The organism is Sphingomonas sp. PP-CC-1A-547 (assembly GCF_003610375.1).
Taxonomy (GTDB): Bacteria; Pseudomonadota; Alphaproteobacteria; order Sphingomonadales; family Sphingomonadaceae; genus Sphingomonas.
This window is the reverse complement of sequence record NZ_RAPZ01000010.1, coordinates 867,635-892,907: the sequence shown is the minus strand read 5'-3', so window position 1 is coordinate 892,907 and position 25,273 is coordinate 867,635. Positions and strand designations below refer to the sequence as shown.

Below are 25,273 nucleotides of genomic sequence, written 5' to 3'. Positions count from 1 at the left end.
CGACACCTCCCCCTTGCGGGGGAAGGTGCAAAACTGCGATCGTCCCGCCCTTCCAGCAACAGGGCCCGCACGTTAGGACTCAGGCTTGGCCTTCCCGAACTTGGGGAACGGCGACATCGGAGTTCCCATGCGTATCCCCGCCCTAGCCACCGCCCTCGGTCTCGTCTTAGCATCGCCCGCCGTCGCACAGACAATCGCACCCGTCCTCACAACAGCCGACGCGCGCGACCCGCACAGCTACGCCCGCCCCGCCCAGGCGCGCGTCACGCATGTCGCGCTCGATCTTGCCGCCGACTTCGACACGCACGTCATCCGCGGCATCGCCACGCTCGACATCCTGGCGAAACCAGGCGCGAAACTTGTGCTCGACGACAACGGCTTGAAGATCGTCAACATCACCGACGCCAACGGCAAGCCGCTTCCCTACGAAGTCGGCGCGGTCGACAAGATCCACGGCGCGCCGCTGACTGTCACGCTCAACGGCGCCAGGAGAATCCGCATCGCCTACGCCTCGTCGCCCGACGCCAAGGCGCTGCAATGGCTGACCCCTGCGCAGACTGCTGGCAAGAAGCAGCCGTTCCTGTTCAGCCAGGGCGAGGCGATCCTCAACCGAAGCTGGATCCCGACGCAGGACTCCCCTGGCATCCGCCAGACGTGGGAGGCGAAGATCGCCGTCCCCAAGCAACTCACCGCGGTGATGAGCGGGCTATCGGCAGGCAAGCCCGTCTGCGTCGCCGACCGTTGCACGTTCGAGTACAAGATGGACAAGCCGGTCGCGCCCTACCTGATCGCGCTCGCGGTCGGCGACATCGCGTTCAAGTCGACCGGCTCACGCACCGGCATCTGGGCCGAACCCGCGACCTTGCCCAAGGCCGCGTACGAGTTCGGCGAGCTCGAGAAGTTCGTCGCCGCGGCGGAGGGGCTGTACGGCCCGTATCGCTGGGGTCGCTATGATGTGCTGGTCCTGCCGCCGTCGTTCCCGTTCGGCGGCATGGAGAATCCGACGCTCACCTTCGCCACGCCGACCGCGATCGCCGGCGACCGCAGCCTCGTCTCGCTGATCGCGCACGAACTCGCGCACAGCTGGTCGGGCAACCTCGTGACGAACGCGACGTGGGACGATTTCTGGCTCAACGAAGGCTTTACGAGCTATTTCGAAAACCGGATCATGGAGGCGCTCTATGGCAAGCGCCGCGCCGACATGGAGGCGGATCTCTCCTGGACCGACATGCAGGACGCGGTGAAGGACGCCGGCGGCCCGGCCGCGAAGGACACGCAGCTTCACCTCGATCTCGACGCATCGCGCGATCCCGACGACGGCATGACCCAGATCGCGTACGACAAGGGAGCGACGTTCCTTCGCACGATCGAACGCCAGGTCGGCCGCGCGCGCTTCGACGCCTATCTCCGCAGCTATTTCGACCGCCACGCCTTCCAGCCGCAGACCAGCGCCGGCTTCCTCGCCGACCTCAAGTCGAAGCTGCTGACTCCCGCCGAAGCCAGGACGATCGGCGTCGATACCTGGGTCTACAGCCCCGGCATCCCCGCGAACGCAGTGCATGTGACCTCCGTCGCCTTCCCCGCAGTCGATGCGGCGGCGAAGGCGTATGCGGCCGGCGGGCCGGTATCGGCCGTTCCGGGCAAGGCGACCACGCAGGAGATCACGCGCTTCATCACGCAACTCCCGCGCAAGCTTCCGGCCGAGCGGTTGAAGACGCTCGATTCAACATTCGGTTGGAACGCCACCGGCAATGCCGAGATCCGCTTCGCCTGGCTGCAACTCGCGCTCGCCAACCACTATGCGCCTGCTGATGCTTCGGCCGAGCAGTTCCTGACCTCGCAGGGCCGCCGGAAGTTCGTCGCGCCGCTGTTCCAGCAGATGATGGGTTCGGGCGACTGGGGCCACAAGCTGGCGATGGACATCTACGGCAAGGCGCGGCCGGGCTATCATGCGGTTACGCAGGTCACGGTGGACCGCATAACCGGCTGGAAACTCATGAACTGAGGCAGCCTGGCTTACGCTTTTGGGAGCTCGTCGGCGCGATAACACGCTTCGTCGGATAAGGTTCCCGGCCGGGTTTCAATTAAATCGAACCTCCCGTAGCCAGACTGTGACGAACGGGTTTTGGCCGGGGGGTCTCGATGAATTTCAAGGCGTTAGCAGCGCGTTTTGCGCTGGTGGTATCGTGCGGCCTGATGACGGCCACACCGGCAGCAGCCCAGTTCTGGCAGTGCGTGACGTTCGCGCGTTCGGTGTCGGGCATCGAAATCCGTGGCAACGCAAACACTTGGTGGAGCCAGGCTGAGGGTCGCTACGAGCGTGGCCACACCCCGAAGGCCGGTTCGGTCCTCGCCTTCGCCGCAACCTCGCGGATGCGTGTCGGCCATGTCGCCATGGTCAGCCAAGTCATCAACGATCACGAAGTCCTGCTCACCCACGCCAACTGGTCGCGTCCCGGCGCCATCGAGACCAACGTCCGCGCGATCGACGTCTCGCCCGCCGGCGACTGGAGCATGGTTAAGGTCTGGTACGGCCCGCAAGGCGGCCTCGGCACCTCGGCCTACCCGACCAAGGGCTTCATCTACTCGGGCCACGCACCCAAGGACAGGCTCGACGCAGCTGAGCAGTCCTCGTTCCAGATGGCCAGCACCACCCACACCGTCACCGCAACGCAGCGCGCCAACGCCGCCCAGCTTGCGACGATCCAGCATGGCCCGACCGACCCGCGTGGCATCTTCACGCTGGTGAACGAGGCGAACTGAGCCTCGTTTATGCGATGTGATGCTGGGCTGGTTCCGGTATCGCCGCACGTTCCTGCACGTTTCACAGTCTAGCCTTCCGCCGCTGACCTCCCCCCACACCGTGCAGCCCGTCAGACTCTATCAAGAAGAGCACCTCCCCGGCGAAGGCCGGGGCCCAGTTGGAAAGGTCGCGGTAACGGCGCGCTACCTTCGTTAGCGACGTCACCCGACTGGACCCCGGCCTTCGCCGGGGAGGTGCGTTTGCGGAAGTGCGGATACGCAACAGGTAGGGTGGTCGAGGCGCAACACCGCACATCCGCCTCTCCCTTGTTCTCCCGCGAAGGCGGGAGCCCAGTCTGGACCCCCGCCTTCGCGGGGGAACAAGAAGGGGGGGCAGTGGCAGAAATCGCGGATGATCCCTAGGCTGGCCCTTCAACCCCGCCCAGCGCTCACCCTCAGGCCGCCCTAAACGTCAGCGCATCGCCATTCATGCAATAGCGCTTGCCCGTTGGCTTCGGCCCATCGTCGAACACATGGCCCAGATGCCCGCCGCACCGACGGCAATGCACCTCGGTCCGCGCCATACCCAGAGTCGAATCCACCCGCGTCCGCACCGCGTTCGGCAACGGTTGCCAGAAGCTTGGCCAACCCGTCCCGCTCTCGAACTTGGTCTTCGACGAATAATTCGGGAGCGCACAGCCGCCGCACGAGAAAATCCCCGCCCGATGCTCGCCGTTCAGCGGGCTCGAATACGGCGCCTCGGTGCCTTCCTTGCGCAGCGTGTTATAGGCGTCCGGCGACAACTTCTTGCGCCACTGCGCATCGGTCAGCGTTACCTCGAACCGCTCGGCGGCCTGGGCTGGTTGCGACGAGCACCCCCATAAAGCAAAGCCGGCGACGCCCGCCCCGGCAAGTGTAAGGAAAGTGCGGCGGTCCTGGGTCATGTTCGTCTCCATGGTTCGGATATAGGTACGGGCGACCCAACCGAAAGGTGACGCCAAGCCTCAGTATTTACTGATTTCCACCGGCAGCGAGCGATACCCATGCACGAAGCACGCCGCGACCCGCGTAGGCTCGCCCAGCACGTTGATCCGCATGCGCCGTTTCGCCATCTCCTCGAGCAGGATCGCGATCTGCATTTCCGCCAGCCGCGCGCCGACGCAGCGGTGGATGCCGTGCCCGAATGCCAGATGCCGCCGCGCGTTCGGCCGATCGACAACGATGTCGTCCGCATCCTCGCCGAACACGCTCTCGTCGCGGTTCGCCGAGATGTACCAGAGCGCCAGCTTGTCACCCGCCCTGATCTGCTGCCCCATCAACTCCGCGTCCGCGGTGGCAGTCCGCCGCATATGCGCAAGCGGCGTCTGCCACCGCAGGATCTCGCTCACCGCATTCGGGATCAGCGCCGGATCCGCCTCCAGCTTTGCCCGCGCGTCCGGGAACTTGTCGAGGCCGTAGGCGAGCGCCGACATCGAATTACGCGTCGTGTCGTTGCCGCCGACGATCAGCAGGATGAGGTTCCCGATGAACTCGTTGTGATCCATGTGGCTCATCGCATCCGAATGAATCATCATCGAGATCAGGTCGGGCGTCGGCGCCTTGTCGATCTTCGCATCCCACAAGCCTTTGAAATACGACCCGCATTCGAACATGTACGCGAGCCGCTGACCGCGCAGTTCCTCGTTCTTCACGATCTCGATATCGCCCGCCCAATCCGACCATAAGGTCAGTTTGCGTCGGTCCGCCCAAGGGAAGTCGAACAGGATCGCCAGCATCTGCGTGGTGAGTTCGATCGCGACGGTATCGACCCAGTCGAACGGTGTGTTCCACGACAGGCTGTCGAGCATCTCCGCGGTCCGCCTGCGGATATCGCCCGACATCCGGGTCATCTCGCTTGGCGTGAAGGCGGGCGCGACCGTGCGGCGCTGGCCGGTATGCACGGGGCGGTCGCGCGCGATGAACATCGGCATGCGGACATCGCGTTCGGCGACGAAATCGGCGATCGTGATCCCACCGGCTTCGGAGGAGTAGAGATCGGGTAGCGACTCGACCTCGACGATGCCCTTGTAGGAGGAGACCGACCAATAGGGGCCGTAGTCCGACTGCTCGACATAGTGGACGGGGGCCTCGGCGCGGAGTTGCGCGAACGGCGCCTGCCAGAGGTCGTCGCGGTAGAGTTCGGCGCGGCTCACGTCGAGCGGATCGACCGTCTGTTGCGCTACGTCTCTTACCAGAGTCGCCATCGTTTCTCTCCCGTGTTTTGCCGCAGGAGAGGCTTTGCTGACACTTATGTCAATAGGCTCCGTTCTCCTGCGAACGCAGGAGTCCAGGACCGCGAGGGATGGCGTTCGTTACCCTGGGCTCCTGCGTTCGCAGGAGAACAGTTAAGCGACTGCCTTGGCTTTGCGCCGCCAGAACGGCCTGGCACTTCCCGATTGCAGCACGCCGCGGCGGAAGAGGCGGGCCCCCACCGTTATAAAAATCGTCACCCACAACGCCTGCCACGCGAGTGCGGCGACGTGTGGCCAGAGTTCGGGCGAGTTCGCCGCGCGGCCGGCCATTGCGAATGGCGAGGAGAGCGGGAACAGTTCGGCGGCGGTGGCGAGCCAGCTGCCGGGGTGGGAGACCGCCGCGGAGGACAGTCCGAACATCGCGACCTGCAGGATGGTGATCGGTAGCGACAGCATCTGGATCTCGCGCATCGTCGACGCCTGCGCGCCGACGCCGAGGAACACCGATCCGAGCAGCAGATACGCCATGCTGAAATACGCGGCGAACAGCAGCGCGAACATCGGTGCGCCGACCGCGGGCGTCAGGTCGCCAAGCGCCACCGCCGCGGCGGCGGGCATCAGCGACGTGATCTGCGTGACGACGGTGCCCCAGAACGCGACGAACAGCACCGCGACTCCGAACATCCCGATCAGCTTGCCGAAGAATACGGACTCCAAGGGCACCGCGGCGGCGAGCACCTCGATCACCTTGTTGTTGCGCTCCTCGGCCATCGTGCCGACGACCTGGCCGGAGAGGAACAGCGTCAGGAAGAAGATGCCGAACACTGCGAAGAAGGCGGATTGGTGCTGGCCGCCGACCGAGGTGGTCGAGCGCGTGATCTGCGTCTTGGTCGCGGCGATCGTCGGCAACGTACCGCCAAGCTTCTCCGCCGCCAGCGTCGTCTGCGCAAGCAGCCCGAGGTAATCGGCCGAGCGTTTGCCGCGCGGTCCGTACAGGATTTGCGGCGCGTCGAGCGGGCCGTACAGCACTGCGGAGGCGTCGACGTCCTTGGTCTCGAACGCCGCGCGTGCCTGCGCCGCGGGATCCGTGGCCGGCGCTACGATCGACAGTTCGGGGGGCGCTTCGTCGCTGCGGAACATGGCGCGCAGACGGGTGTCGGCCTCGTCGATGGGCCGCGCGGTGGTGGCGGGGACGATCGCGATGATCCGCGTCTTGTCCTGGGCACCATCAGTGACGCTCGCCGCGCCCAGTCCGCCGATTGCGCCGAACGAACCCATGATCAGCGGCGCGAACAGGAACAGCAGGAAGATCGGGGTGAACACCGTGGCGATGAAGTCGCGTCGCGCGATCGTGAAGGTCTGGCGGACGGTGCGACGGAAACGGCTCATGCCGCGTCCTCCTTCGCGACGTCGGCATGCTGCCCAACGATCCTTACGAACGCTTCGTGCAGGCCGGGCCGCTCGATCGACAGCCCCGAAATCCCGTATCCCGCGTCGATCAGTCTCACGAGCAAGCTCTCGATTCCTTCGTTCGGCAGCTCGAACCGCCAGCTATCCCCGTCCGCTACCGCATCCGACGGGAGCACGCCGCGGATCGCCGGATCGGGGCGGTGCGGCGTATAGTGGACGCGTTGCGGTAAAATTCCCCGCGCGTCCGCCACCGTGCCCTCGAACCGCCGCTTCCCGCCGGCGATGATCGCGAGGCGGTCGCACAGCCGTTCGGCGTGGCTCATGATATGTGTCGAGAACAGGATCGTCGCGCCGCGATCGCGCTCGTTGAGGATCAGCTTCTCGAGCCGCTCCTGGTTGACCGGGTCGAGCCCCGAAAACGGCTCGTCGAGCACCAGCAGGTCGGGCTGGTGCACTACCGAGCCGAGCAACTGCACCAGCTGTGCCATGCCCTTCGACAGTTTGCGGATCTTCTCGTCGACCGCATGGCCAAGGCCGGCGGCTTCCATCAGGACCACCGCACGCTCGCGCCCGGTCTTCCAGTCGAGCCCGCGCAGAGCCCCCAGGAACGCGATCGCCTCGCGCGCCTTCATCGCCGGATACAGCCCGCGCTCCTCCGGAAGATACCCGACCCGGTCGCTTGCATCGCGCGGATTGTCGTAGCCGAGCAGCGTGCGCGAGCCCTCGTCGGGCTCGATGATCCCGAGCAGCATGCGCAGCGTCGTCGTCTTGCCCGCGCCGTTGGGCCCGAGTACGCCGTACACCGAGCCGCGTGGCACCATCATGTCCACCCCGTCGACCACGCGCCGATCGCCGAACCGCTTCACGATCCCGCTCGCGGTGACCGCCCATTCATCGTTCACGCGCAATCTTCCTCCCGAGGGTGGCGTCGTGGTAGCGGGCGGACGTGGCGCAAGACAAGCTGGAACACAGGCTGAAAGCCAAAGCGGCGGAACTGGGCTTCGTCGCGTGCGGGATCGCGCATGCGGGTGCGGCACCGCGCGCGGGCGAACGGCTGCACCAGTGGCTCGCGGACGGCCGCCACGGCGACATGATCTGGATGGAGGAGCGCAAGCACCACCGCGAGAGCCCCGCCGGCCTCTGGCCTGAGGTGCGCAGCGTCATCGCGCTCGGCATGAGCTATGCGCCGAAGGACGATCCGTTGCGCTTGGCGGACGAGGGCGGGGTGGGCCGCATCTCGGTCTATGCGCAGGGTCCGGATTATCACGATGTCGTGAAGCGGCAGTTGAAGGCACTTGGGCGGTGGCTGGCGGCGGAGGCCGGGCGCGACTTGCCGCCGTTCGACCTGAAGGTGTTCGTCGACACTGCGCCGGTGATGGAGAAGCCGCTTGCCGAAGCCGCCGGGCTTGGCTGGCAGGGCAAGCACACCAACCTCGTCAGTCGCGAGCATGGCAGCTGGCTGTTCCTCGGCGCGATCTACACCACGCTCGATCTGGAGTCGGACAAGGGCGGCGTCGACACTTGCGGCAGTTGCGACGCGTGCCAGACCGCATGCCCGACCGCGGCGTTTCCACGGCCGTACCAGCTCGATGCCCGCCGCTGCATCTCGTACCTGACGATCGAGCATGCCGGCCCGATCCCGCACGAGTTCCGCGCCGCGATCGGCAACCGCATCTATGGCTGCGACGATTGCTTGGCGGTGTGCCCCTGGAACAAGTTCGCCGCCGCCGCCAACGCGAACCTGGCATTTCATCCTCGCGCGGAGTTGGTCGCGCCCGAACTCGCCGACATCCTGGCGCTGGACGATGCGAGCTTCCGCACGGTGTTCGCGGGCTCGCCGATCAAGCGCGTCGGTCGCGCCAAGATGATCCGCAATGCCTTGATTGCAGCGGGGAACAGTGGCGATCCTGGCCTCGTCGAGGCCGTCGTCGGACTGTTGGGCGACTACTCGCCGGTCGTCCGGGGCGCGGCGATATGGGCATTGCGGCGACTGGATAGCGCGCGCTGGGGCAGCGAGCGCGGACGTCGGCTGGCGGACGAGGGCGATCAGGGCGTGCTTGGTGAGTGGGGGGCGGCTGCGGTGGATCGTGTCGTGCCTCTGGTCGATCTACCCGTGGGCGAGTAACCAAACGGGTTAATTACCTTGACATCGTCACGCTCATCTGGCACATAACGGGAACATCGAAAACTAGCGAGTCGGGCCGGGCGGTCTGGCTTTCGGGAAGCCGGGACGATCGGGGCGGGAGCCTTTGTCGTCGCCGGCTTTCTGCGTTTGGCGGTGCGGTGCAGGCAAGCGGGGGCGCGGCATGGGGATCAAGAGCAAGGCGGCCGGGAACGCGAAGGTCGGCGGGTTAGTCGTCACGGGTGGGAAGAACCGGGTTCTTGTGGCCCGGAAACCCCGGGCGAAGGAATGGACACTCGAGCGGCAAGCCACGTTTCTCGAGGAATTGGCGATGACCGGCAACGTGACCACGTCTGTCGTCGTGGTAGGGATGTCGCTCGGTGGAGCCTATCACCGCCGCTCGCACGATCCTGCGTTTGCCGCAGCATGGCAGGCGGCGTTGTCGCGCGGGTATGACCGGTTGGAGGAACTGCTGTTGGCGACGTCGCTCGCCTCTCTGGATCGCGATGATGGGCGTCTTGGCGGGCAGGGCGACGACGACCCTCGCGATGGGGGTGTGGAGGCGCCCCGCAACGAGACGGCGGCGGTCGGCGACGCTGGTGCCGTCGAAGACGTGGGTGCCGTCGAAGAAGGGGGCGGCGAAAAGATCTGGGGCGGGGCTGCGGTGCCCGGTGCGGGGCTGATCAAGCTGTCGAGCGTGACGGCGATCCAGTTCGCGCTGGCTATGCTGAACCAGCATCGCGCGCGAGAGGCGCGGGGCCGCCAGTCCAGCCAGACCTGCCGGGCCACGTCGGTGGAGACCGATGCCGCATTGCTGAAGCTGCTGGATTCGCTGGCGCGGCGCCAGGCGCTTGTCTCTTGACGCGCTCGGGAAGCGGCGAAGGCGATCCGGGGGCGGTCGACCCGGCGCCGGTGGCCACGGTCGAACGCGACCTGGTGGCGGAGCTGGCCGACCTGCCGGTGGTGCACCGTGCCGGGATCATGCGGAAGCTTTCGGTAGGTCAACGCAACGAGCTGCGCGATCGGTGGCGGCACTGGGCGCATGACGGGCAATATCCACCCGAGGGTGACTGGCGGATCTGGCTGATCCGGGCGGGGCGCGGATTTGGCAAGACGCGGGCGGGCGCGGAGTGGGTGAGCCAGATCGCGCGCGACGATCCGACCGCGCGGATCGCGCTGGTCGGCGCGACGATCGACGATGTGCGGCGCGTGATGGTGCAGGGCGAGAGCGGCCTGATCGCGGTGGCGCACGACAACGAGGCGCTGACGTGGCGCAGTGCGGTCGGCGAAGTGCATTTCGGCAATGGTGCGAAGGCCTATGCGTATTCGGCGGAGGCGCCGGAAGCGTTGCGCGGAGGGGCGTGCGGCGGGCTCGGGCTGTGGCGGCGATCGAGACGGTGCCGCGGACGGTGACCGTCGGGTATTATGATGCGGCGCGGGATTATCAGGCGGGCGTGCAGCGGGCGCGGCGGCCGGGGGCTGGCGTGCGTGACGATCGCGTCGAGGTGCCGGCGGTGCTGGAGGCGGGCGCGGCTAAGACTGTGGCGGAGGCGATGCTCGCGCGGGCCGAGGCTAGGCGGGTGCGGCGGACAGTTGCGGCGGGGTTTGGGGCGATGGCGATCGCGCCGGGGGCTTGCGTGACGATTGCTGGCGAGGGTGGCGTCTGGCGGGTGTCCGATGTCAGCATCGAGGGGATGGTGACGACGCTGGGCCTCGTGCCGCTGGTGGCGGCTTCGCTGCCGGCGACTGCGACGAGCGGGCGGGTTTCGGGGGCGGTGGATGCGGTCGTCGGAGCTACGATCGTGCGCGCGTTCGAGGTTCCTGGGTTGGAGGAGGCTCCGTTGAGCGCGCCGCGGATGACGGTGGTTGCGGGCGGTACGGGGGCGGCGTGGCGGCAGGCGGCTTTGCTTTACAGTGTCGATGATGGGGTGAGTTGGGTGGCGGCCGGGGCGACGGCTGCGCCTGGGGTGCTCGGGACGATTGCGGTTGTGGCATCCAGTGCACCGGCGACGCTTGTCGATCTGCGTGGGGCGTTCGAGGTGGTTCTTGCGCATGCGGAGATGGCGCTGGGCGATGCGGATGCGGCGGCGCTCGATCGGGGCGTGAACCTGGCACTGCTGGGGGACGAGCTGGTGCAGTTCGGGCGGGCGGAACCGCTGGGCGGCGCGCGGTGGCGGTTGAGCCAGTTGCTGCGTGGGCGGCGGGGAACCGAGGCGGCGGCTGGCGTGCAGAAGGTTGGGGAGCGGTTCGTGTTGCTCGAGGCGGGGGCGGCTCGGGCCTTCGACTTGCCGGTGTCGGTGCTAGGGCGTGAGGTTCGCGTGATCGCGTCCGGGGTCGGCGATGATGCGCCGGTCGAGGCGCGGTGCGTGATGCGCGGGGCTTCGGTGGTGCCGCCTTCGCCTGTGCATCTGCGGTTCTCCGAGGAAGCCGATGGCAGTGCGGCGGTGCGCTGGACGCGGCGGAGCAGGGCGGGGTGGCGCTGGATCGACGGGGTCGATGCGCCGCTGGCCGAAGAGGTCGAGGCGTACCGGGTGACCGTGACGGCGGGCGGAACCTCGCGTGATGTCGATGTGGCGGAACCGTTGGTTTCGGTCACGGCGGCGGAACGTGTCGGTTCCGTGAGCATCGCAGTCCGGCAGCGTGGCGTGTTCGGGGAGTCGCTCGCGGCCAACCTGATCGTACCGCCCCTGATCGTACCGGCGTGATTCACCAACGGGGGAATGAATTATGAGCGACGACCGCACAGCGCGTCTGGCATTGCCATTGTTGCAGCCGGGCCAGGCGCAGAAGGAAACGACGCATAACGAGGCGCTGACATTGTTGGATCTCGCGGTGCAGGCGAGTGTGACGGCGGTGGGAACCAATGTGCCGCCCGCCGCACCGACCGCGGGCAGCGCGTGGATCGTCGGGACCGCGCCCACCGGTGGCTGGGCGGGGCAGGCGCGAGCGATCGCCGGGTGGACGGCAAGCGGGTGGCGGTTCCTGGTGCCGCGCGAGGGCATGGCGGTGTGGAGCATTGCCGATGGACAGTCGGCGCGGTTCGGTGCGGGCGCGTGGACGCTGGGGGTGCTGGCCGGAACCAAGGTCTCGATCGGCGGAGTCGACGTGGTGGGGCCGCGTCGTCCGGCGGTTCCCGACCCGGCCGGCGGCACCGTCGTCGATGGGCAGTCGAGAGCGGCGATTGGTGCCATATTGGCAGCATTGCGAGGGCACGGATTGATTTCCGTCTAGAACACCCCGAAAACTGTGTCGTTCCAGCAACACTTCTAACTTTTGTCAGCTTGCGTGGAAACAAGCCCGAGGATAGGGAGTTTGCGATGTCCGTGTGACACTCATGAAAGGGGATTTATATGCGGAAGCTTGCCGTCGTTCTGGCACTCGCCTCCACCGCACTTGCCACTCCCGCCCTCGCCCGCGACAAGTCGTGGTACGTTGGCGTCGAAGGCGGTGCGATGATCGTTGAAGATATCGATTATGATATCGGCAACCTGAATAAAGCCGGTTCGGTCGATCATGACTATGGTTATGACGTCGATGCGGTCATGGGTTACGACTTTGGTGGTTTCCGTCTGGAAACCGAAGTCGGCTACCGTAAGGCAACCGTGGATGGCTACTCGTCGTCGACGACCACGCCTGTGTTCGGTGCAACCGGCGTTCGCGGCAACGCCGGCGCAAACAGCTACGACTACGCTGGTGGTTCGTCGTCGGCTCTCAGCTTCATGCTGAACGGCCTTCTGGACTTCGGTCCGGACGATGGCATCCAGGGCTTCGTCGGCGGCGGTGTTGGTGTTGCTCGCGTCAAGGCGCAGTACGCTCTCAACAACAACGGCGACTTCCTGAACGATTCGGACACCGTGTTCGCATATCAGGGCCTGGCCGGTATCCGCGCACCGCTGACCGACCACATCGACGCGACGCTGAAGTATCGTTTCTTCAACGCCGAGAACGTCAAGCTGGTCGACGTTTCGAACCGCGTGTTCGACGGTCGCTATCGTTCGCACAGCATCCTTGGTGGTGTGACGTACAACTTCGGCGAGCCTGCGGCTCCGCCGCCGCCGCCGCCGCCGCCGCCGCCTGAGCCAGTCGCTCCTCCTCCGCCGCCTGCGCCGGTCGAAGTCGTCTGCTCGCCTGGTCCGTTCATCGTGTTCTTCGAATGGGACAAGTCGGACATCACGCCTGAGGCAGCGTCGATCCTCGACAACGCCGTTACGCAGTACCAGTCGTGCGGCAACGCACAGGTCATGCTGGCAGGTCACGCCGATAAGTCGGGTTCGGCATCGTACAACGTCGGTCTGTCGCAGCGCCGCGCAGATGGCGTGAAGGCATACCTGTCTTCGCATGCCATCCCGGACAGCGTCATCTCGACGGAAGCATTCGGCGAGAGCCGTCCGCGCGTCGAGACCGCCGATGGCGTTCGCGAAGTGCAGAACCGTCGCGTGGAAGTCACCTACGGTCCGGGTTCGGGCCAGTAAGACTTTCGCCAATCGGCTCTCGGGTCGGTTACGGAATGAAGATCGGGGAGGTCGGCGCAAGCTGGCCTCCCTTTTCTTTTGTGCATTCGGCGCAGCGGCCAGTTGCGAGGGTTCGTGGATTGGCGAGTGTCGATTCTGTTCGCGCGGAGGCGCGGAGCCGCGGAGAGTAAGGGCGGAGATGAATCGTTCCGGGTAAGCGCATCCGCGAATGCGGCTTTGGATGATCAGCTTCGCCAAGGCGGGGCGATGGTGGAACGCGCTAACCAAGCCGGCTTCTTACTCTCCGCGGCTCCGCGCCTCCGCGCGAACAAAATCAACGCCTGGGCCTTTCGCGACGGCGGTGTTTGGCGGAACGTCGATGTATTCACGCGAAGGCGCAAAGGCGCGAAGAGGGTTTGCCGGTGGCGGCGTTGGTCGCTCTCTTACGTAATCTTCAGTGCTGCCGCGGGCGCGGGAGGCGGAGCGCTTGGGGCCGACATCTTTGCGCCTTCGCGCCTTCGCGTGAACACATCTATCGACGCTTCACCGTGGCGGCTCGCGACTATAGTGAGAGCGGACTTAGCGAGGAGATGCAGATGAAACCGCTGATTGGACGCGACACGCGGCTGTGCATGTCGTTGTCGGCGCGACCGGGGAATTTCGGGTCGCGGTTTCATAACCGGCTCTACGAACTGACCGGGCTCGATTTCGTCTACAAGTCGTTCTCGACCACCGACCTGGGAGCGGCGATTGGCGGGATCAGGGCGCTCGACATTCGCGGGTGCGCGATCTCGATGCCGTTCAAGGAGGCGGTGATCCCGCTGCTCGACGGGTTGGCGCAGTCGGCAAGCGCGATCGACAGCGTGAACACGATCGTCAACGACGATGGCGTGCTGACCGGCCACAACACTGATTATGGCGCGGTCGTCGATCTGGTCGCGGAGTTCGACCGGACGATGCCGTTCGTGGTGCGGGGATCCGGCGGGATGGCGAAGGCGGTCGTGGCGGCGCTCGGCGACAGCGGGTTTCGCGCTGGCACCATCGTCGCGCGGAACGAAGCAGCCGGACGCGCGATCACGGATCGCTATGGTTTTGCCTGGGCGGCGGAACCGGAGGGTGAGGCGGCGTTGCTCGTCAATGCCACACCGCGCGGGATGAATGGGTCGGATGCCGACGTACTGGCCTTTCCGCACGCCACGATCGCGGCCTGCACCGTAGCGTTCGACGTGGTGCAATATCCGGTCGCGACGCCGTTTCTGAAAGCTGCGGGCGAGGCGGGTAAGCGTTGCATCACCGGGGCGGAGGTGGCCACGCTCCAGGCGTTGCAGCAGTTCGTGCTGTATACGGGCGTGACGCCGTCACCGGCTCAGGTAACGGACGCTGCGGACTGGGCTCGCGCGCATCCGTGAGCGAGTCAGCCGGTCGACGTTTCCGTTAGCGCAGTGGCCAGCCAGGGCGGAACGATGGCGTCGCCAAGTGCCTCGACACGGCGATGCTCCACCATCAGACCGAGTTCGGGATAGGTCACGCGTGTCCGTCCGCTCGGTTCGGTGAACGGCGCGACGATCAGCCGGCGGTTGACCTTCGAGCGGTGGTGCATCCGCGCGGTGTTCTCCTGGCCGACGTAACACCCCTTGGTGAAGCTGACGCCGTTCAGTTCGCGCGCGTTGCATTCGAGCCAGAGTGTTTCGCCCGCGCCTAGTTCGCCGACGCCTTCGGTCACGCCGAGCGACAGTCGGTGCGCGTGCCAGTCGGTTGCCGGCTCGGCGAGCGGTCCTAGCCACCGGCGGCCCAGGTCCGCAAGGCGAGGGTCGGGGACGCCGCGATCGCCTTCCGGTGCCCAATGGACCGCGCGATCGTCGGGAACGAGTGTGATCGCGCGGCGCAGGCGGTAGAGCGAGAGGCGCTTGGTCAACGCGTCGGCTTGCGCGGCCTCGACGTCGATCAGCACGTCGGTGCCGTCGGCCCACAGGATGAAGTCGAACAACACCTTGCCTTGCGGCGACAGCAACGCCGCCCAGGCGGGTGCGTCCGGCGTGAGCAGCGCTGTGTCGGCGGTGACCAGCCCCTGCAGGAAGCCGCGTACGTCTTCGCCGGCGACGCGGATCACGCTGCGGTCGGCGAGCATCGTTCCGGGGAGGTCAGTGTTCATCCGTACCACCTAGTGCGTGCGCGGCGATTTCCAACCAAGGTATGATCCCGACCGAAGGCCGCATCCGCCCATGCGACGAAAACCCGCGCCCGTCCGTCTGGCGTCGGGGCACGTGCGCCGATAGGAAGGCGGCATGACCGACCGCCTCACGATCCGCCGCCCCGATGACTGGCACGTCCACCTGCGCGATGGCGCGATGCTGGAGGCGGTCGCGGCGCATACCGCGCGGCAGTTCGCGCGTGCGATCATCATGCCGAACCTGACCCCGCCGGTGACCTCGATCGAGGCGGCGCAGGCGTATCGCGGTCGGATCATGGCGGCGGTTGGCGGTGTCGCGTTCACGCCGCTGATGACGTGCTACCTCACCGACGGCACCGATCCGGCGGAGCTGGAACGCGGCTATGCCGAGGGCGTGTTCACCGCGTGCAAGCTGTACCCCGCGCATGCGACGACCAACTCCGCGCACGGCGTCACCAATATTCGCGCGCTGACGGCTGTGCTGGAGACGTTGCAGCGGATCGGCATGCCGCTGTTGATCCACGGTGAGGTGACCGACAAGTCGATCGACATTTTCGACCGCGAGGCGGTGTTCGTCGAGCGCGTGCTGACGCCGCTGGTGCGCGACTATCCGGGGCTGAAGATCGTGCTGGAGCATATCACGACGGCCGAGGCGGCTTCGTTCGTGGCCGAGGCGGATCATCCGATCGCGGCGACGATCACGCCGCAGCATCTGCTGATCAACCGTAATGCGCTGTTCGACGGCGGGCTTCGTCCGCATGCCTATTGCCTGCCGGTGCTGAAGCGCGAGACGCATCGGTTGGCCGTGCGGCGGGCGGCGGTATCGGGGTCGCCGCGGTTCTTCCTGGGGACGGACAGCGCGCCGCATGTCGTCGGGGCGAAGGAGTCCGGGTGTGGATGTGCGGGAATCTTCAACGCACCGTTCGCGCTGGAGGCGTATCTGCGCGTGTTCGACGAGGAGGGCGCGCTCGACAAGTTCGAGGGGTTCGCGTCGGAGCATGGCGCGCGGTTCTACGGATTGCCGCTGAACGAGGGGACCGTGACGTTGGTGCGCGGCGACGTCGAGGTGCCTGCGTCGATTGGTGCGGGGGATACGGCGGTGGTGCCGTTTCTCGCGGGGACCAATGTCGGGTGGCGGTTCGAGGGGTAAAATTACCTTCGATCGCAGTATGCCCCCAACGTTTCTTCATCCTGGGCTCGACCCAGGATCCAGAACCCTGCATGTCGACGTTTGTAGCTCTGGATCCTGACTTCGTCAGGATGACGGGCGGCTGGGATCTACGGCTGCAGGCTCGCCTTCAGCCGGTCGAGCCACAGCCGCGCTTCCTTCTGCTCGCCGACTGCGCTGGCGCTGACCGGGCCTCGGGCGGCGAAGAAGTCTCGGTGGAGGGCGAAGGGCTCCAGCATCAGGCGTTCGCGCATCGAATCGATGTCGCTGCCCATCTCGGTGAGCGCGTCGATGGTCGGCGCGATCGCGGCGCGGACGCGGCGATCGGGGGTGCGGTCGAACAGGCCCAGCGAACCGGCGGCGGTTTTCTCGAGTGCTGCGAGGAGGGTGTCGCGGTAGTCGGTTTCGAGGTCTTCGCGCTGGGCGTCTAGACGGGCGAGGCGGTCTGGTTTTGCCATCTGTTGGGCGTAGCGTGCCTGGTTGGGGCGTCAACTCGCGGGGTTGGCGTTGGCGTTGTTCCACGAGCGAAGTCGCTGTTTGGGCGCGCGCCGTGGGCAAAGCCCACGTCGTCGGACGGGCTGGACCCGCCGGCCGGGCTTGTCGGAGTCAGCCGGGCGTGGCCGGCTGCCCGACTGCGCCTAAAACGGCAGCCACCTGCTCTTGTGCGTGATGTTCATATACCCGACGTTGACGCCCGCGCGCCAGCCGACGCCCAGACGGATCGGGATCAGGACGACGTTGCCGCGGCGGAGATAGGTCGCGGCGAAACCGCCGACGAGGTACAGCCGGCCTTCGACCGCGGGGAAGCGTTTGTAGAGTTCTTCGGTGTCGTAGAGGTTGTAGACCAGCACGAAGACCTTGTTCGCGTCGCCGCCGACGTCGAAGCCGACCGAAGGACCGGTCCAGTAGACCGGCTGCTGCCCCTCGACCTTGTGGCTCATGATCCCCGAGCCGTAGCGGACGCCGAGGATGAACGCGCCCGATGCCTCTCGCCCGGCGATGTACGCGTTGGGCTGACCCTGGTCCTTGAGAATCTTTTCGAGGAGGCCGCCCAGCCCGGCGGCGCCCTTGCCGAACACGCCTTCGCCTGCCGCGAGCAGATCGTCGCGCTCATAGGTGTCGGCGGCCTGCATCGTCGCCTCGGCGCGCGTTTCCGGGGGGCGGGTGGTGGTCGTCGTGACGGGCGGCGCGGAGTCCTGGACCGGGGTCTCCGGATAGGCGGGGTCAGGCGCGGCCGGGCGCGACGGCTGCGTGGTCGCCTGCGGACGCGAGGGGGGCTGATAGGCGCGCGGCGCGAGATCGCCATCGATCGCCTGGTTGGGATCGATCGTGCGGACCTGCGCGGACGCGCTCGCCGCGCCACCCACGGCACACCCGCAAACGGCCGTCGCAATGGCACCAAGGCCAAGCCAGAAGCTACGCATGTCGATCCCCAAACCCATCGCAAACACAGAAGGCGCCCCGACGCAGGGCCGTCAACCGCTGCGCCACGGGTTAACCCCTAAGCGACGAGTTAACCAGCGCAGGGCTTGCCGTGCAATGAACGATGGGCGCGAGGCTGTCGAATTCGGGCTAATTCGAGTGAATGGCCGGCTAGGCCGGGACAAAGAGGTGGCTGAATCCAGAGAATGACGAATAACGCGCTGGACGCCATTACAGGCGTTGCCCCTTCCGCCCACCCTCGCTATAGCCCCGCATCTGCTGCAGCCGGAGACGTGGGTGAGTGGCTGAAACCAGCGGTTTGCTAAACCGCCGTACCGGGTTTACTGGTACCGAGGGTTCGAATCCCTCCGTCTCCGCCATTTTTGCCAACGCATCGACCCTGCTAGCTGGCGATCTCGCCGAGCCTCGAATGCTGCGGTGGCGGCTATTGGTAACGCCACGTATTGCGGGCTGTTATCGCTTTGCGGCGTACACCTATACTGGTCCACTCCGTTTTCCGACGTTGCATGTCCGTAACTGGATCGACTTATTGCCGAGGACAGATGGCGGATGTCGGTCAGGTACGTTTGTCAGCGCTGGTGATCAGACGGCGGCTGTTGGCTGACTCGCTCTTGAACGTTTTCGCGCTACTCGACGATTACGTTGACGGTGCTGCCTCGTCGAGGGATCGGCACTGCCGGACGGTTCCAGACGCAGATTTCTTCGAACCATGCATCGTTGTGAGGAACGACGCTGAGGCGGCAAATCAGCGCGCTAAATCTAACCGAAGGTAAAAGCCGATGGCTCCCGCAGATCCCTTACCAACCGGAAACGTCCGTTCCGGGAAAGACGTGGCTGGACGAACGTTCGCAGGAACCTAGGGTGGCGGCAGCCGGGGGACTGAATTTGACCGTTGTACCAACACTCGAGCCGCTTGCGTATCATCGTGCGGTGGTCGGATACCTGACCACGTCGGAGCCTGAGATCTGGGCGTGGGCGATGGCGCAGGAGACGCGTGGGGAGCAGGTCGAAGAGGTGCGGGCGACGTTGTTGCGGCAGAATTACCGGCTCGACGTTGCGGCGCATCCCGAGATCTACGAGGATTGTCGCGCCGTGCTGGCGGCGCTGGCGGTCGAGGCGCCGGTGACGATCTATCAGGCGCCCGACAGCACGATGAACGCGGCGCTCTGGTATGTGCCCGGTGAAATCCACCTCGTGCTGTACGGCCCCGTGCTCGAAAAACTGTCGCGCGCGGAGCGTGTCGCGTTGTTCGGTCATGAACTGGCGCACTACAAGCTTTGGTCGATCGACGGCGGTATCTATCACGTCGCCACCACGGTTCTCTATCATGTACTGGCCTATCCGAACGCGGCCCCCAGCCATGCGGAGACAGCGCGGATCTACCGGCTCACCACCGAACTCTATGCCGATCGCGGCGGAGCGGTTGCCGCAAACGCCACAGCGCCGGCGATCGCGACGTTGGTCAAGACGATGACCGGCTTGCTGAGCGTCGACGCCGAGGCGTATCTGCGACAGGCGGCCGAACTCGAGGCGACCAAGCCGGTGGCGGAGGGCGTCACGCATCCGGAGATTTTCCTGCGCGCGCAGGCGCTCGACAAATGGTGGCGGGCGGACGTCGACCTGGAGGATTGGCTGACCGATCGTATCCGCGGGCCGCTGTCGATCGCGACGCTGGACCTACTGCGACAGCAGGACATGACCGCGATGACGCGCGCCGTTCTTGCCAAGCTTGCTAAGGACCCGGCGGCGGGGGGCGAGGCAGTAGCGGCGCAACTGCGGCGCTACTTCCCAGACTGGGGACCCGACGAGACACCGATCGACACCGCCGCGCTGGCACCGGCGAGGATCGATGCGGCAACGCGCGAGTATCTGATCGCGCTCAGCTTCGATCTGGCGATGGCCGATCCCGACGACCGCGATGCGATGCTGGTGGCCGGTGCCCGGCTCGCCCAGGACTATGACGGGCTCGCTGCGTTTCGCGAGGCGCTCAAGCGCGATCTCAAGATGAACCGCCAAGCGATCACCCGCCTCCTCGTGCCGCTCGACAAGGTTTCCGCATGACCCAGCCCGTCTCGATGCAGCCCGTCGTTACGCTGCGCCAGCGTCTGGCGGCCGATGGCGGTAGCGTGCCCTCCGAGGATCTGTTGCGCGCGGTGCTGCCGTTGATGCGCGAGGTCGGCGCGCTGCACGCGCGCGGACTGGTCGCGGAGCTCGGCGACGAGGCGGTGGTCGATCGCGATGGCGAACTCGCGCTCGCCCGCCCCGATGGGTGTCCGCCGCAACTGAACGAAGCGGGCATCCGTGCTGCGCAGCCGCGCGTCTCGTCGGCGCTGCGGGTGATCGGCGAATACCGCGTGACCACCGACATCGAGACGGGATCGCAAGTCGACGATCTGCGCGCCGGCAGCCCGGATGGGGAAAGATCTGGTGCGGAACCGTCGGACGCGGTGAACCCCGCATACCAAATCGGCTATCGGAGTTGGGAGGAGCAGGTCGGTCATCACGACGAGCAAACCGATATCTTCTCGATCGGACTGATCCTTGCCAGCCTCGCGTGCGGGTTCGACTTCAACGACGAGACCGACGTCAGGCGCTTCTCCGCCGACCAGGGCAATCTGTTCAGGCTCAACGGCGCGTTGCATCCGGTGATCGCGTCGCTGATCGGCGAGATGACCGCGCTCAACCGGCACGAACGCGCCAGCGACCTGATGGCGGCGGCAAGCCGGCTGGAAGACTATCGCGATCAGCCGGTCGGGCTGGATGTGAACCGCGTTCTGGCGGGCGCGACCGGCGTACCGAGCCGCCGCGCGGCTGTCCTCGCGCATCTGCGCGATCGTCTGTTCGACCTCTCGCGCCGCAACCGCCTGATCCATTTCCGCCCGACCCAGGCGACGGTGAACCTGACCGTCGCCAGCGTACCGATGGTGATACGCCTCGAATCGATCCGTGCCGAGCAACTCTGCACCTGGGATGGCAAGTTCGCCGCCGAGGTGCTGGGCGGCGGCAAGGTAAGCCTCGCGAAATGGTTGCGGTTCGAGGACCAGCCCTATCTGCCGTCGGCGTTCGACCGGGTCATTCAGGAGACGCGCCGTGATCGCGCCGAATATGGCTTCAGCCATCTCCGGCTCGTCGTCGCCTATCTGCACTGGCACAATCTGAAGGAGTCGCCGGACGAGCGCATCCAGTCGCCGTTGCTGTGGCTACCGGTCGAGGTCGCCAAGCAGAAGGGCGTGCGCGATCAATATTCGCTGCAGATTGCCGACACCGAGGCCGAGTTCAACCCCGCGCTCCGCCATTACCTGCGGCAACTCTACGATATCCAGCTGCCCGAGCGGGTTGACCTGTCGCAGACGTCGATTGCGGAAATCCAGGCGGACCTGCTCGCGCAGATCCAGCGCACCGAGCCCGGCGTGGCGCTCGCGTTGAAGACCAAGCCGGAAATCCAGCTGATCCACCAGAAGGCCGTCCAGCGGTTGCGTGTGTTCCAGCGTCGTCGCGGCGCAACGTCCGGCAGCCAGGGGATCACGCGACCCGAATTCAGCTACGATCGCGACGATTACCGGCCGCTCGGGCTCGCCTTGTTCGAGAAATACGTGAAGCCGAGCCCGCTGCCCCAACGGATTGCGGTGGGGGCGGCGATGCCGCCACGGCCCGATCGCATGGCGGCGGAGGCCGAAGCGACGTCCTTCGCGCTGGCCGGCGGCGAAGGTCACCGGTTCTCATGGGAGATCGACCTGACGCAGGTCACGCTGGCGAATTTCAACTACAAGAAGATGTCGCTGGTGCGCGACTATACCCAGTTGATCGACGACCGGGTCACGCCGCCGTCGTTCGACACGGTGTTCTCGATCGAGCCGCGCCCGATCGAGGCCTCGCCGCCGCCACCGCTCGCACCGTCCGACCTGTGGAGCGTGGTGCCTGCCGATGCGACGCAGGAGGCGGCGGTCTCGATGGCGCGGACCGGGCGCAGCTTCATCATCCAGGGGCCGCCCGGCACCGGCAAGTCTCAGACCATCACCAACCTGATCGCGGACTATGCCGCGCGCGGCAAACGCGTGCTGTTCGTGTGCGAGAAGCGCGCCGCGCTCGACGTCGTGTTCAACCGGTTGAAACAGGCCGGGCTCGATCGGTTGGCGTGCCTGATCCACGATTCGCAGGAGGACAAGAAGAGCTTCGTCCTCGATCTGAAGGATTGCTACGAAAGCTGGAACAAGGTCGACGATGCGATCGACCATCATCGCGCCACCCGCGATCGGACGGTCGCGGCGCTGTCGCAGCATCTCGGCCGGATTGCGGCGTTCGATCGGGCGATGGCGCATCTGCCGACGGACTCGACGGTCACGCTGCGGGCGATGATCCGACGAATGCTCGCGCTGCCCGAGCCGACCGAGGCCGATCCCGTGACCCGCGAGCGCCTGCCGACATTGGCGGAATGGGACGCACATCGTGCGTTGGCGGATCGTATCCACCGGACGGTCAGCGACGCGTTTGGTCTCGACAGCCTCGCCGAACACCCTTTCGCCAGACTGTCCCCGGCGACGATCGCCGACGAGCGATGCTATGCGCAGGTGTCGGCGATGGTCGCAGACGGCGAGCAGCTGTTCGACCGGATCGATCCGATGCTGGAGGGCGACGGCACCCTGGTGTCGGGGGATACCAGCCTGGCGGATGCGCTCGTCGTGGCGCGATCGGCATCGGCGGCGGTGCAGACGAACCTTGCGGGCAACCTCGATCTGCTCGACCCGACCTCGGCCGCCTCGCGCGAGTTTCGCGACGCTAGCGCCGTGTGTGCCGCAGCTGCGTCGAAACATGCCGCGGCGGCGGACGCGGCAGGGCATTGGACCAATCCGCTATCCCCCGAGGACGCGGATGCCGCGCTCGATCAGGCGCGTCGACAGGAGCCGGGCTTTTTCAAATTCCTGAGCGGAAGCTGGAACCGCCTCAAGCGCACGATCCACGAACGCTACGATTTCTCCGCGCACGCCGTCGAACCCAGCATTACCGTCGTGCTCGAACGGCTGGTGGCACGCCAAGCCGCGGCGGCGGAAGACGCCGCTGCGCGCGCGGCGCTGAACGCGCGGTTCGGAACCGACGATGCCGATGCGTTGGCCGCACTGCGTGACAGGTGGTCGGACGATGCTGCGCCGGTACTCGTCCGCCGCCTGGTCGTTCATGCGCAGGCTTCCGCGGATCCGGCCGCAACGCTCGTACGGGAAGCGCGCGCTACCACCGCTATCGAAGCGCTTGCCGCACTGTGCGATCGTCATCTCGTCGATGGCCAGGCCATGACGTTGAGCGCGCTGGCCGAGGCGATGCGCGACATGCGCGAGGGCCTCGACGACCTGCCCGACCTGTTGCCACTGCTGCGGGCGGCGGACCAGGCGGGGCCGCGGGTGGCCTTTGCCCTGCGAACGATGACGCTCGATCCGGCGCGTATCGAAGCGCTCGTGCTCGACGAGGCGATCAGCCGCGCGTTGCGGGCGGAGCCGGCCCTACACCGGTTCGACGCCGCGCAACTCGCGTCGAGCGCGCGCCGGGCCGCGCGCGCCGGCGAGATCCTTCAGGACGACAACGCCGCCTGCATCCGCGCCAGCGCGCAGCGCACGTTCCGCGATCACGTCCGCCAATCGACGCTGTCGGTGACGCAGCTCGATGGCGCCGGGCGCGAGGCCAAGAAGATATACGCGACCGGGCGGCGCGAGCTGGAACACGAGTTCGGCAAGACCATGCGCTATCGTTCGATCCGCGACCTGTCCGATGACGAGACCGGCGTGGTGGTCAACGACCTGAAGCCGGTATGGCTGATGAGCCCGCTATCGGTATCGGACACGCTGCCGCTACAGGCGGACCTGTTCGACGTCGTGATCTTCGACGAGGCCAGCCAGATCCCGATCGAGGAGGCGGTGCCGGCGCTCAGCCGCGCGCCGCAGATCGTGGTCGTCGGCGATGAGATGCAGCTGCCGCCCACCAGCTTCTTCGCCGCCGCGCGCGACGAGGACGAGATGCAGGTCACGGCGGAAGAAGACGGCCAGACGATGGCGATCCTGCTCGATGCAGCCAGCCTGCTCGCCCAGGCGGCGCGAAGCCTGCCCGCGACGTTGCTTGCCTGGCATTATCGCAGTCGCTCCGAAGCGCTGATCAGCTTCTCCAATGCGGCGTTCTACGATGGCCGGCTGGTCACCATTCCCGACCGGACGATCGCCGAGACCGGCGCGTCGCCGACGGCGATGCGATCGGACGACGAGGGCGCGCCGATCGAAAGCGTCGATCGACTGCTGGCGCGCGCGATCAGTTATCACCCGGTCTCCGACGGGCTGTACGACAAGCGCGCGAACCTTCCCGAGGCGCGCTTGATCGCGGCGATGGTCCGCGACCTGCTCGGCCGCGAAACCGGGCTTAGCATCGGCATCGTCGCGTTTTCCGAGGCGCAGCAGACCGAAATCGAAAACGCGCTCGACGCGCTTGCCGCGGAGGATCCGGCGTTCGCCGCGCTGATCGAGGCGGAATATGTCCGGGAAGACGACGGCCAGGTGAACGGGCTGTTCGTGAAGAATCTGGAAAACGTCCAGGGCGACGAGCGCGACGTGATCCTGCTGAGCATCTGCTACGCGCCCGATCGCGCCGGGCGGATGGCGATGAATTTCGGCCCGATCAACCAGCGCGGCGGCGAAAAGCGCCTTAACGTCATCTTCAGCCGCGCGCGGCATCACATGGCAATCGTGTCCACCATCCGCGCGGAGGCGATCACGAACACGCACAACGACGGCGCGCGTGCGCTCCGGACGTTCCTGTCGTTCGCCGAAGCGCAGGCGCGAGGCGACGGACCGCACGGCCAGGCCATTCTCGCCACGCTCAATCCCGAAGCGCAGCGCATCTTTTCCCGCGCGCCGGCACCGGACCCGCTGCGCGATGCCCTTGCCGCGGCGCTGCGCGCGCGTGGCCATGTCGTCCAGGAATACGTCGGCAGCGCCAGCTTCCGCTGCGACCTCGCGATCGTCGCGCCGGACGGCAGGAGCCACGCGCTCGCCATCCTGCTCGATGGAGACGCCGGCGAAGCGATCGCCGATCGCTACGTGTTCCAGCCGACGATCCTGCGGCGCTTCGGCTGGCGGGTGATCGATATCCCCTCGCATGCCTGGCTCCGCCAACCCGAGGCGGTGATCGCGCAGATCGAGGCGGCGTTGCGCGGCGACGAGAACGCCGTCGATGACGATCCGTTCGAGCCGGGATCGGGATTGCCGCTACCCGTCGTACCCGTACCGTCCCCTGTCTCGGAAGCGTCTGCGGCAGAGGCGTCGGTGGAGGGCTTCACCACGTTCGAGTTCACGCAAGGGTCGTCCGACAAGTTCTGGAAGATCGCGGTGAACGGCACCGAAGTCACCGTCGTCTATGGTCGTCGCGGCACCAAGGGCAGTTCCGTCGTCAAGACCTACGAGACGCCCGAACGCGCGGCCCGGGAAGCGAACAAGCTGACGCTGGAAAAGACGCGCAAGGGGTATGTCGAGACCTCCTGAAACGGGTTTGTTGCCTGATGTT

The 25,273-nt window shown here is 66.4% G+C and carries 19 protein-coding genes and 1 tRNA gene; 13 read left to right on the top strand and 7 right to left on the bottom strand.

Going from position 1 to position 25,273, the window contains the following annotated elements; genetic code table 11:
- Positions 1–127 precede the first annotated feature (127 nt).
- The gene (locus tag C8J39_RS04825; protein ID WP_120299450.1) at positions 128–2,005 is read left to right on the top strand and encodes a M1 family metallopeptidase; all 1,878 of its coding nucleotides are present in this window, start codon (positions 128–130) and stop codon (positions 2,003–2,005) included.
- Positions 2,006–2,142: 137 nt separating this feature from the next.
- On the top strand, positions 2,143–2,763 hold the full coding sequence (locus C8J39_RS04820; RefSeq protein ID WP_120299449.1) for a CHAP domain-containing protein: 621 nt from the start codon (positions 2,143–2,145) through the stop codon (positions 2,761–2,763).
- A gap of 434 nt (positions 2,764–3,197) precedes the next feature.
- Here C8J39_RS04820 and msrB read toward each other — a convergent pair whose 3' ends face one another.
- The 4 genes from msrB to C8J39_RS04800 form a co-directional block, all read right to left on the bottom strand.
- On the bottom strand, positions 3,198–3,698 hold the full coding sequence (gene msrB, locus C8J39_RS04815; protein ID WP_120299448.1) for a peptide-methionine (R)-S-oxide reductase MsrB: 501 nt from the start codon (positions 3,696–3,698) through the stop codon (positions 3,198–3,200).
- Between the two features lie 48 nt (positions 3,699–3,746).
- Positions 3,747–4,985: a cytochrome P450 gene (locus tag C8J39_RS04810; RefSeq protein WP_120299447.1), complete on the bottom strand. Its 1,239-nt coding sequence runs from the start codon at positions 4,983–4,985 to the stop codon at positions 3,747–3,749.
- A gap of 141 nt (positions 4,986–5,126) precedes the next feature.
- Entirely contained in the window at positions 5,127–6,362 is a 1,236-nt protein-coding gene (locus C8J39_RS04805; protein WP_120299446.1) for an ABC transporter permease, read from the bottom strand.
- Positions 6,359–7,285 carry an ABC transporter ATP-binding protein gene (locus C8J39_RS04800; RefSeq protein WP_120299445.1) on the bottom strand — a complete coding sequence of 309 codons (927 nt, stop codon included), beginning with the start codon at positions 7,283–7,285 and terminating at the stop codon, positions 6,359–6,361. Before C8J39_RS04800 ends, C8J39_RS04805 begins: the two co-directional genes overlap by 4 nt.
- 44 nt (positions 7,286–7,329) lie before the next feature.
- Here C8J39_RS04800 and queG point away from each other — a divergent pair, with 44 nt between their 5' ends.
- From queG to C8J39_RS04760, 7 genes are all read left to right on the top strand, one after another.
- On the top strand, positions 7,330–8,508 hold the full coding sequence (queG, locus tag C8J39_RS04795) for a tRNA epoxyqueuosine(34) reductase QueG (protein ID WP_120299444.1): 1,179 nt from the start codon (positions 7,330–7,332) through the stop codon (positions 8,506–8,508).
- A 181-nt stretch (positions 8,509–8,689) separates the two neighbouring features.
- Positions 8,690–9,367 (top strand): hypothetical protein, encoded by a 678-nt coding sequence (locus C8J39_RS04790; RefSeq protein ID WP_056060995.1) that lies wholly within the window; start codon positions 8,690–8,692, stop codon positions 9,365–9,367.
- Positions 9,364–9,918, top strand: coding sequence for a terminase large subunit domain-containing protein (locus C8J39_RS04780; RefSeq protein ID WP_243649723.1), 555 nt, complete (start codon positions 9,364–9,366; stop codon positions 9,916–9,918). Before C8J39_RS04790 ends, C8J39_RS04780 begins: the two co-directional genes overlap by 4 nt.
- Positions 9,867–11,210 carry a phage tail protein gene (locus C8J39_RS04775; protein ID WP_165895124.1) on the top strand — a complete coding sequence of 448 codons (1,344 nt, stop codon included), beginning with the start codon at positions 9,867–9,869 and terminating at the stop codon, positions 11,208–11,210. The genes C8J39_RS04780 and C8J39_RS04775 overlap by 52 nt, the downstream gene beginning before the upstream one ends.
- 22 nt (positions 11,211–11,232) lie before the next feature.
- Positions 11,233–11,736 (top strand): DUF2793 domain-containing protein, encoded by a 504-nt coding sequence (locus tag C8J39_RS04770; RefSeq protein WP_120299441.1) that lies wholly within the window; start codon positions 11,233–11,235, stop codon positions 11,734–11,736.
- 119 nt (positions 11,737–11,855) lie between these two features.
- Positions 11,856–12,977 (top strand): OmpA family protein, encoded by a 1,122-nt coding sequence (locus C8J39_RS04765; RefSeq protein WP_056060954.1) that lies wholly within the window; start codon positions 11,856–11,858, stop codon positions 12,975–12,977.
- 569 nt (positions 12,978–13,546) lie between these two features.
- Positions 13,547–14,365: a shikimate 5-dehydrogenase gene (locus tag C8J39_RS04760; RefSeq protein ID WP_120299440.1), complete on the top strand. Its 819-nt coding sequence runs from the start codon at positions 13,547–13,549 to the stop codon at positions 14,363–14,365.
- A 5-nt stretch (positions 14,366–14,370) separates the two neighbouring features.
- Here C8J39_RS04760 and C8J39_RS04755 read toward each other — a convergent pair whose 3' ends face one another.
- Entirely contained in the window at positions 14,371–15,108 is a 738-nt protein-coding gene (locus C8J39_RS04755; protein WP_243649722.1) for a folate-binding protein YgfZ, read from the bottom strand.
- A 133-nt stretch (positions 15,109–15,241) separates the two neighbouring features.
- On the opposite strand from C8J39_RS04755, the gene pyrC reads away from it, so the two are divergent.
- Positions 15,242–16,276, top strand: a complete 1,035-nt coding sequence (gene pyrC / locus C8J39_RS04750; protein ID WP_120299439.1) for a dihydroorotase — start codon at positions 15,242–15,244, stop codon at positions 16,274–16,276.
- 128 nt (positions 16,277–16,404) lie between these two features.
- Here the strand turns inward: pyrC and C8J39_RS04745 are convergent, their stop codons facing one another.
- Both C8J39_RS04745 and C8J39_RS04740 read right to left on the bottom strand, forming a co-directional pair.
- Positions 16,405–16,752 carry a hypothetical protein gene (locus C8J39_RS04745; protein ID WP_120299438.1) on the bottom strand — a complete coding sequence of 116 codons (348 nt, stop codon included), beginning with the start codon at positions 16,750–16,752 and terminating at the stop codon, positions 16,405–16,407.
- 180 nt (positions 16,753–16,932) lie between these two features.
- Entirely contained in the window at positions 16,933–17,718 is a 786-nt protein-coding gene (locus tag C8J39_RS04740; protein WP_120299735.1) for a DUF1134 domain-containing protein, read from the bottom strand.
- Between the two features lie 285 nt (positions 17,719–18,003).
- Here C8J39_RS04740 and C8J39_RS04735 point away from each other — a divergent pair.
- The 3 genes from C8J39_RS04735 to C8J39_RS04725 all read left to right on the top strand — a co-directional run bounded on the left by C8J39_RS04735 (position 18,004) and on the right by C8J39_RS04725 (position 25,251).
- Positions 18,004–18,096 (top strand) — tRNA-Ser (locus C8J39_RS04735).
- A 526-nt stretch (positions 18,097–18,622) separates the two neighbouring features.
- Positions 18,623–19,798 carry a M48 family metalloprotease gene (locus C8J39_RS04730; protein WP_132833315.1) on the top strand — a complete coding sequence of 392 codons (1,176 nt, stop codon included), beginning with the start codon at positions 18,623–18,625 and terminating at the stop codon, positions 19,796–19,798.
- Positions 19,795–25,251, top strand: a complete 5,457-nt coding sequence (locus C8J39_RS04725; RefSeq protein ID WP_120299436.1) for an AAA domain-containing protein — start codon at positions 19,795–19,797, stop codon at positions 25,249–25,251. The genes C8J39_RS04730 and C8J39_RS04725 overlap by 4 nt, the downstream gene beginning before the upstream one ends.
- Positions 25,252–25,273: the final 22 nt, after the last annotated feature.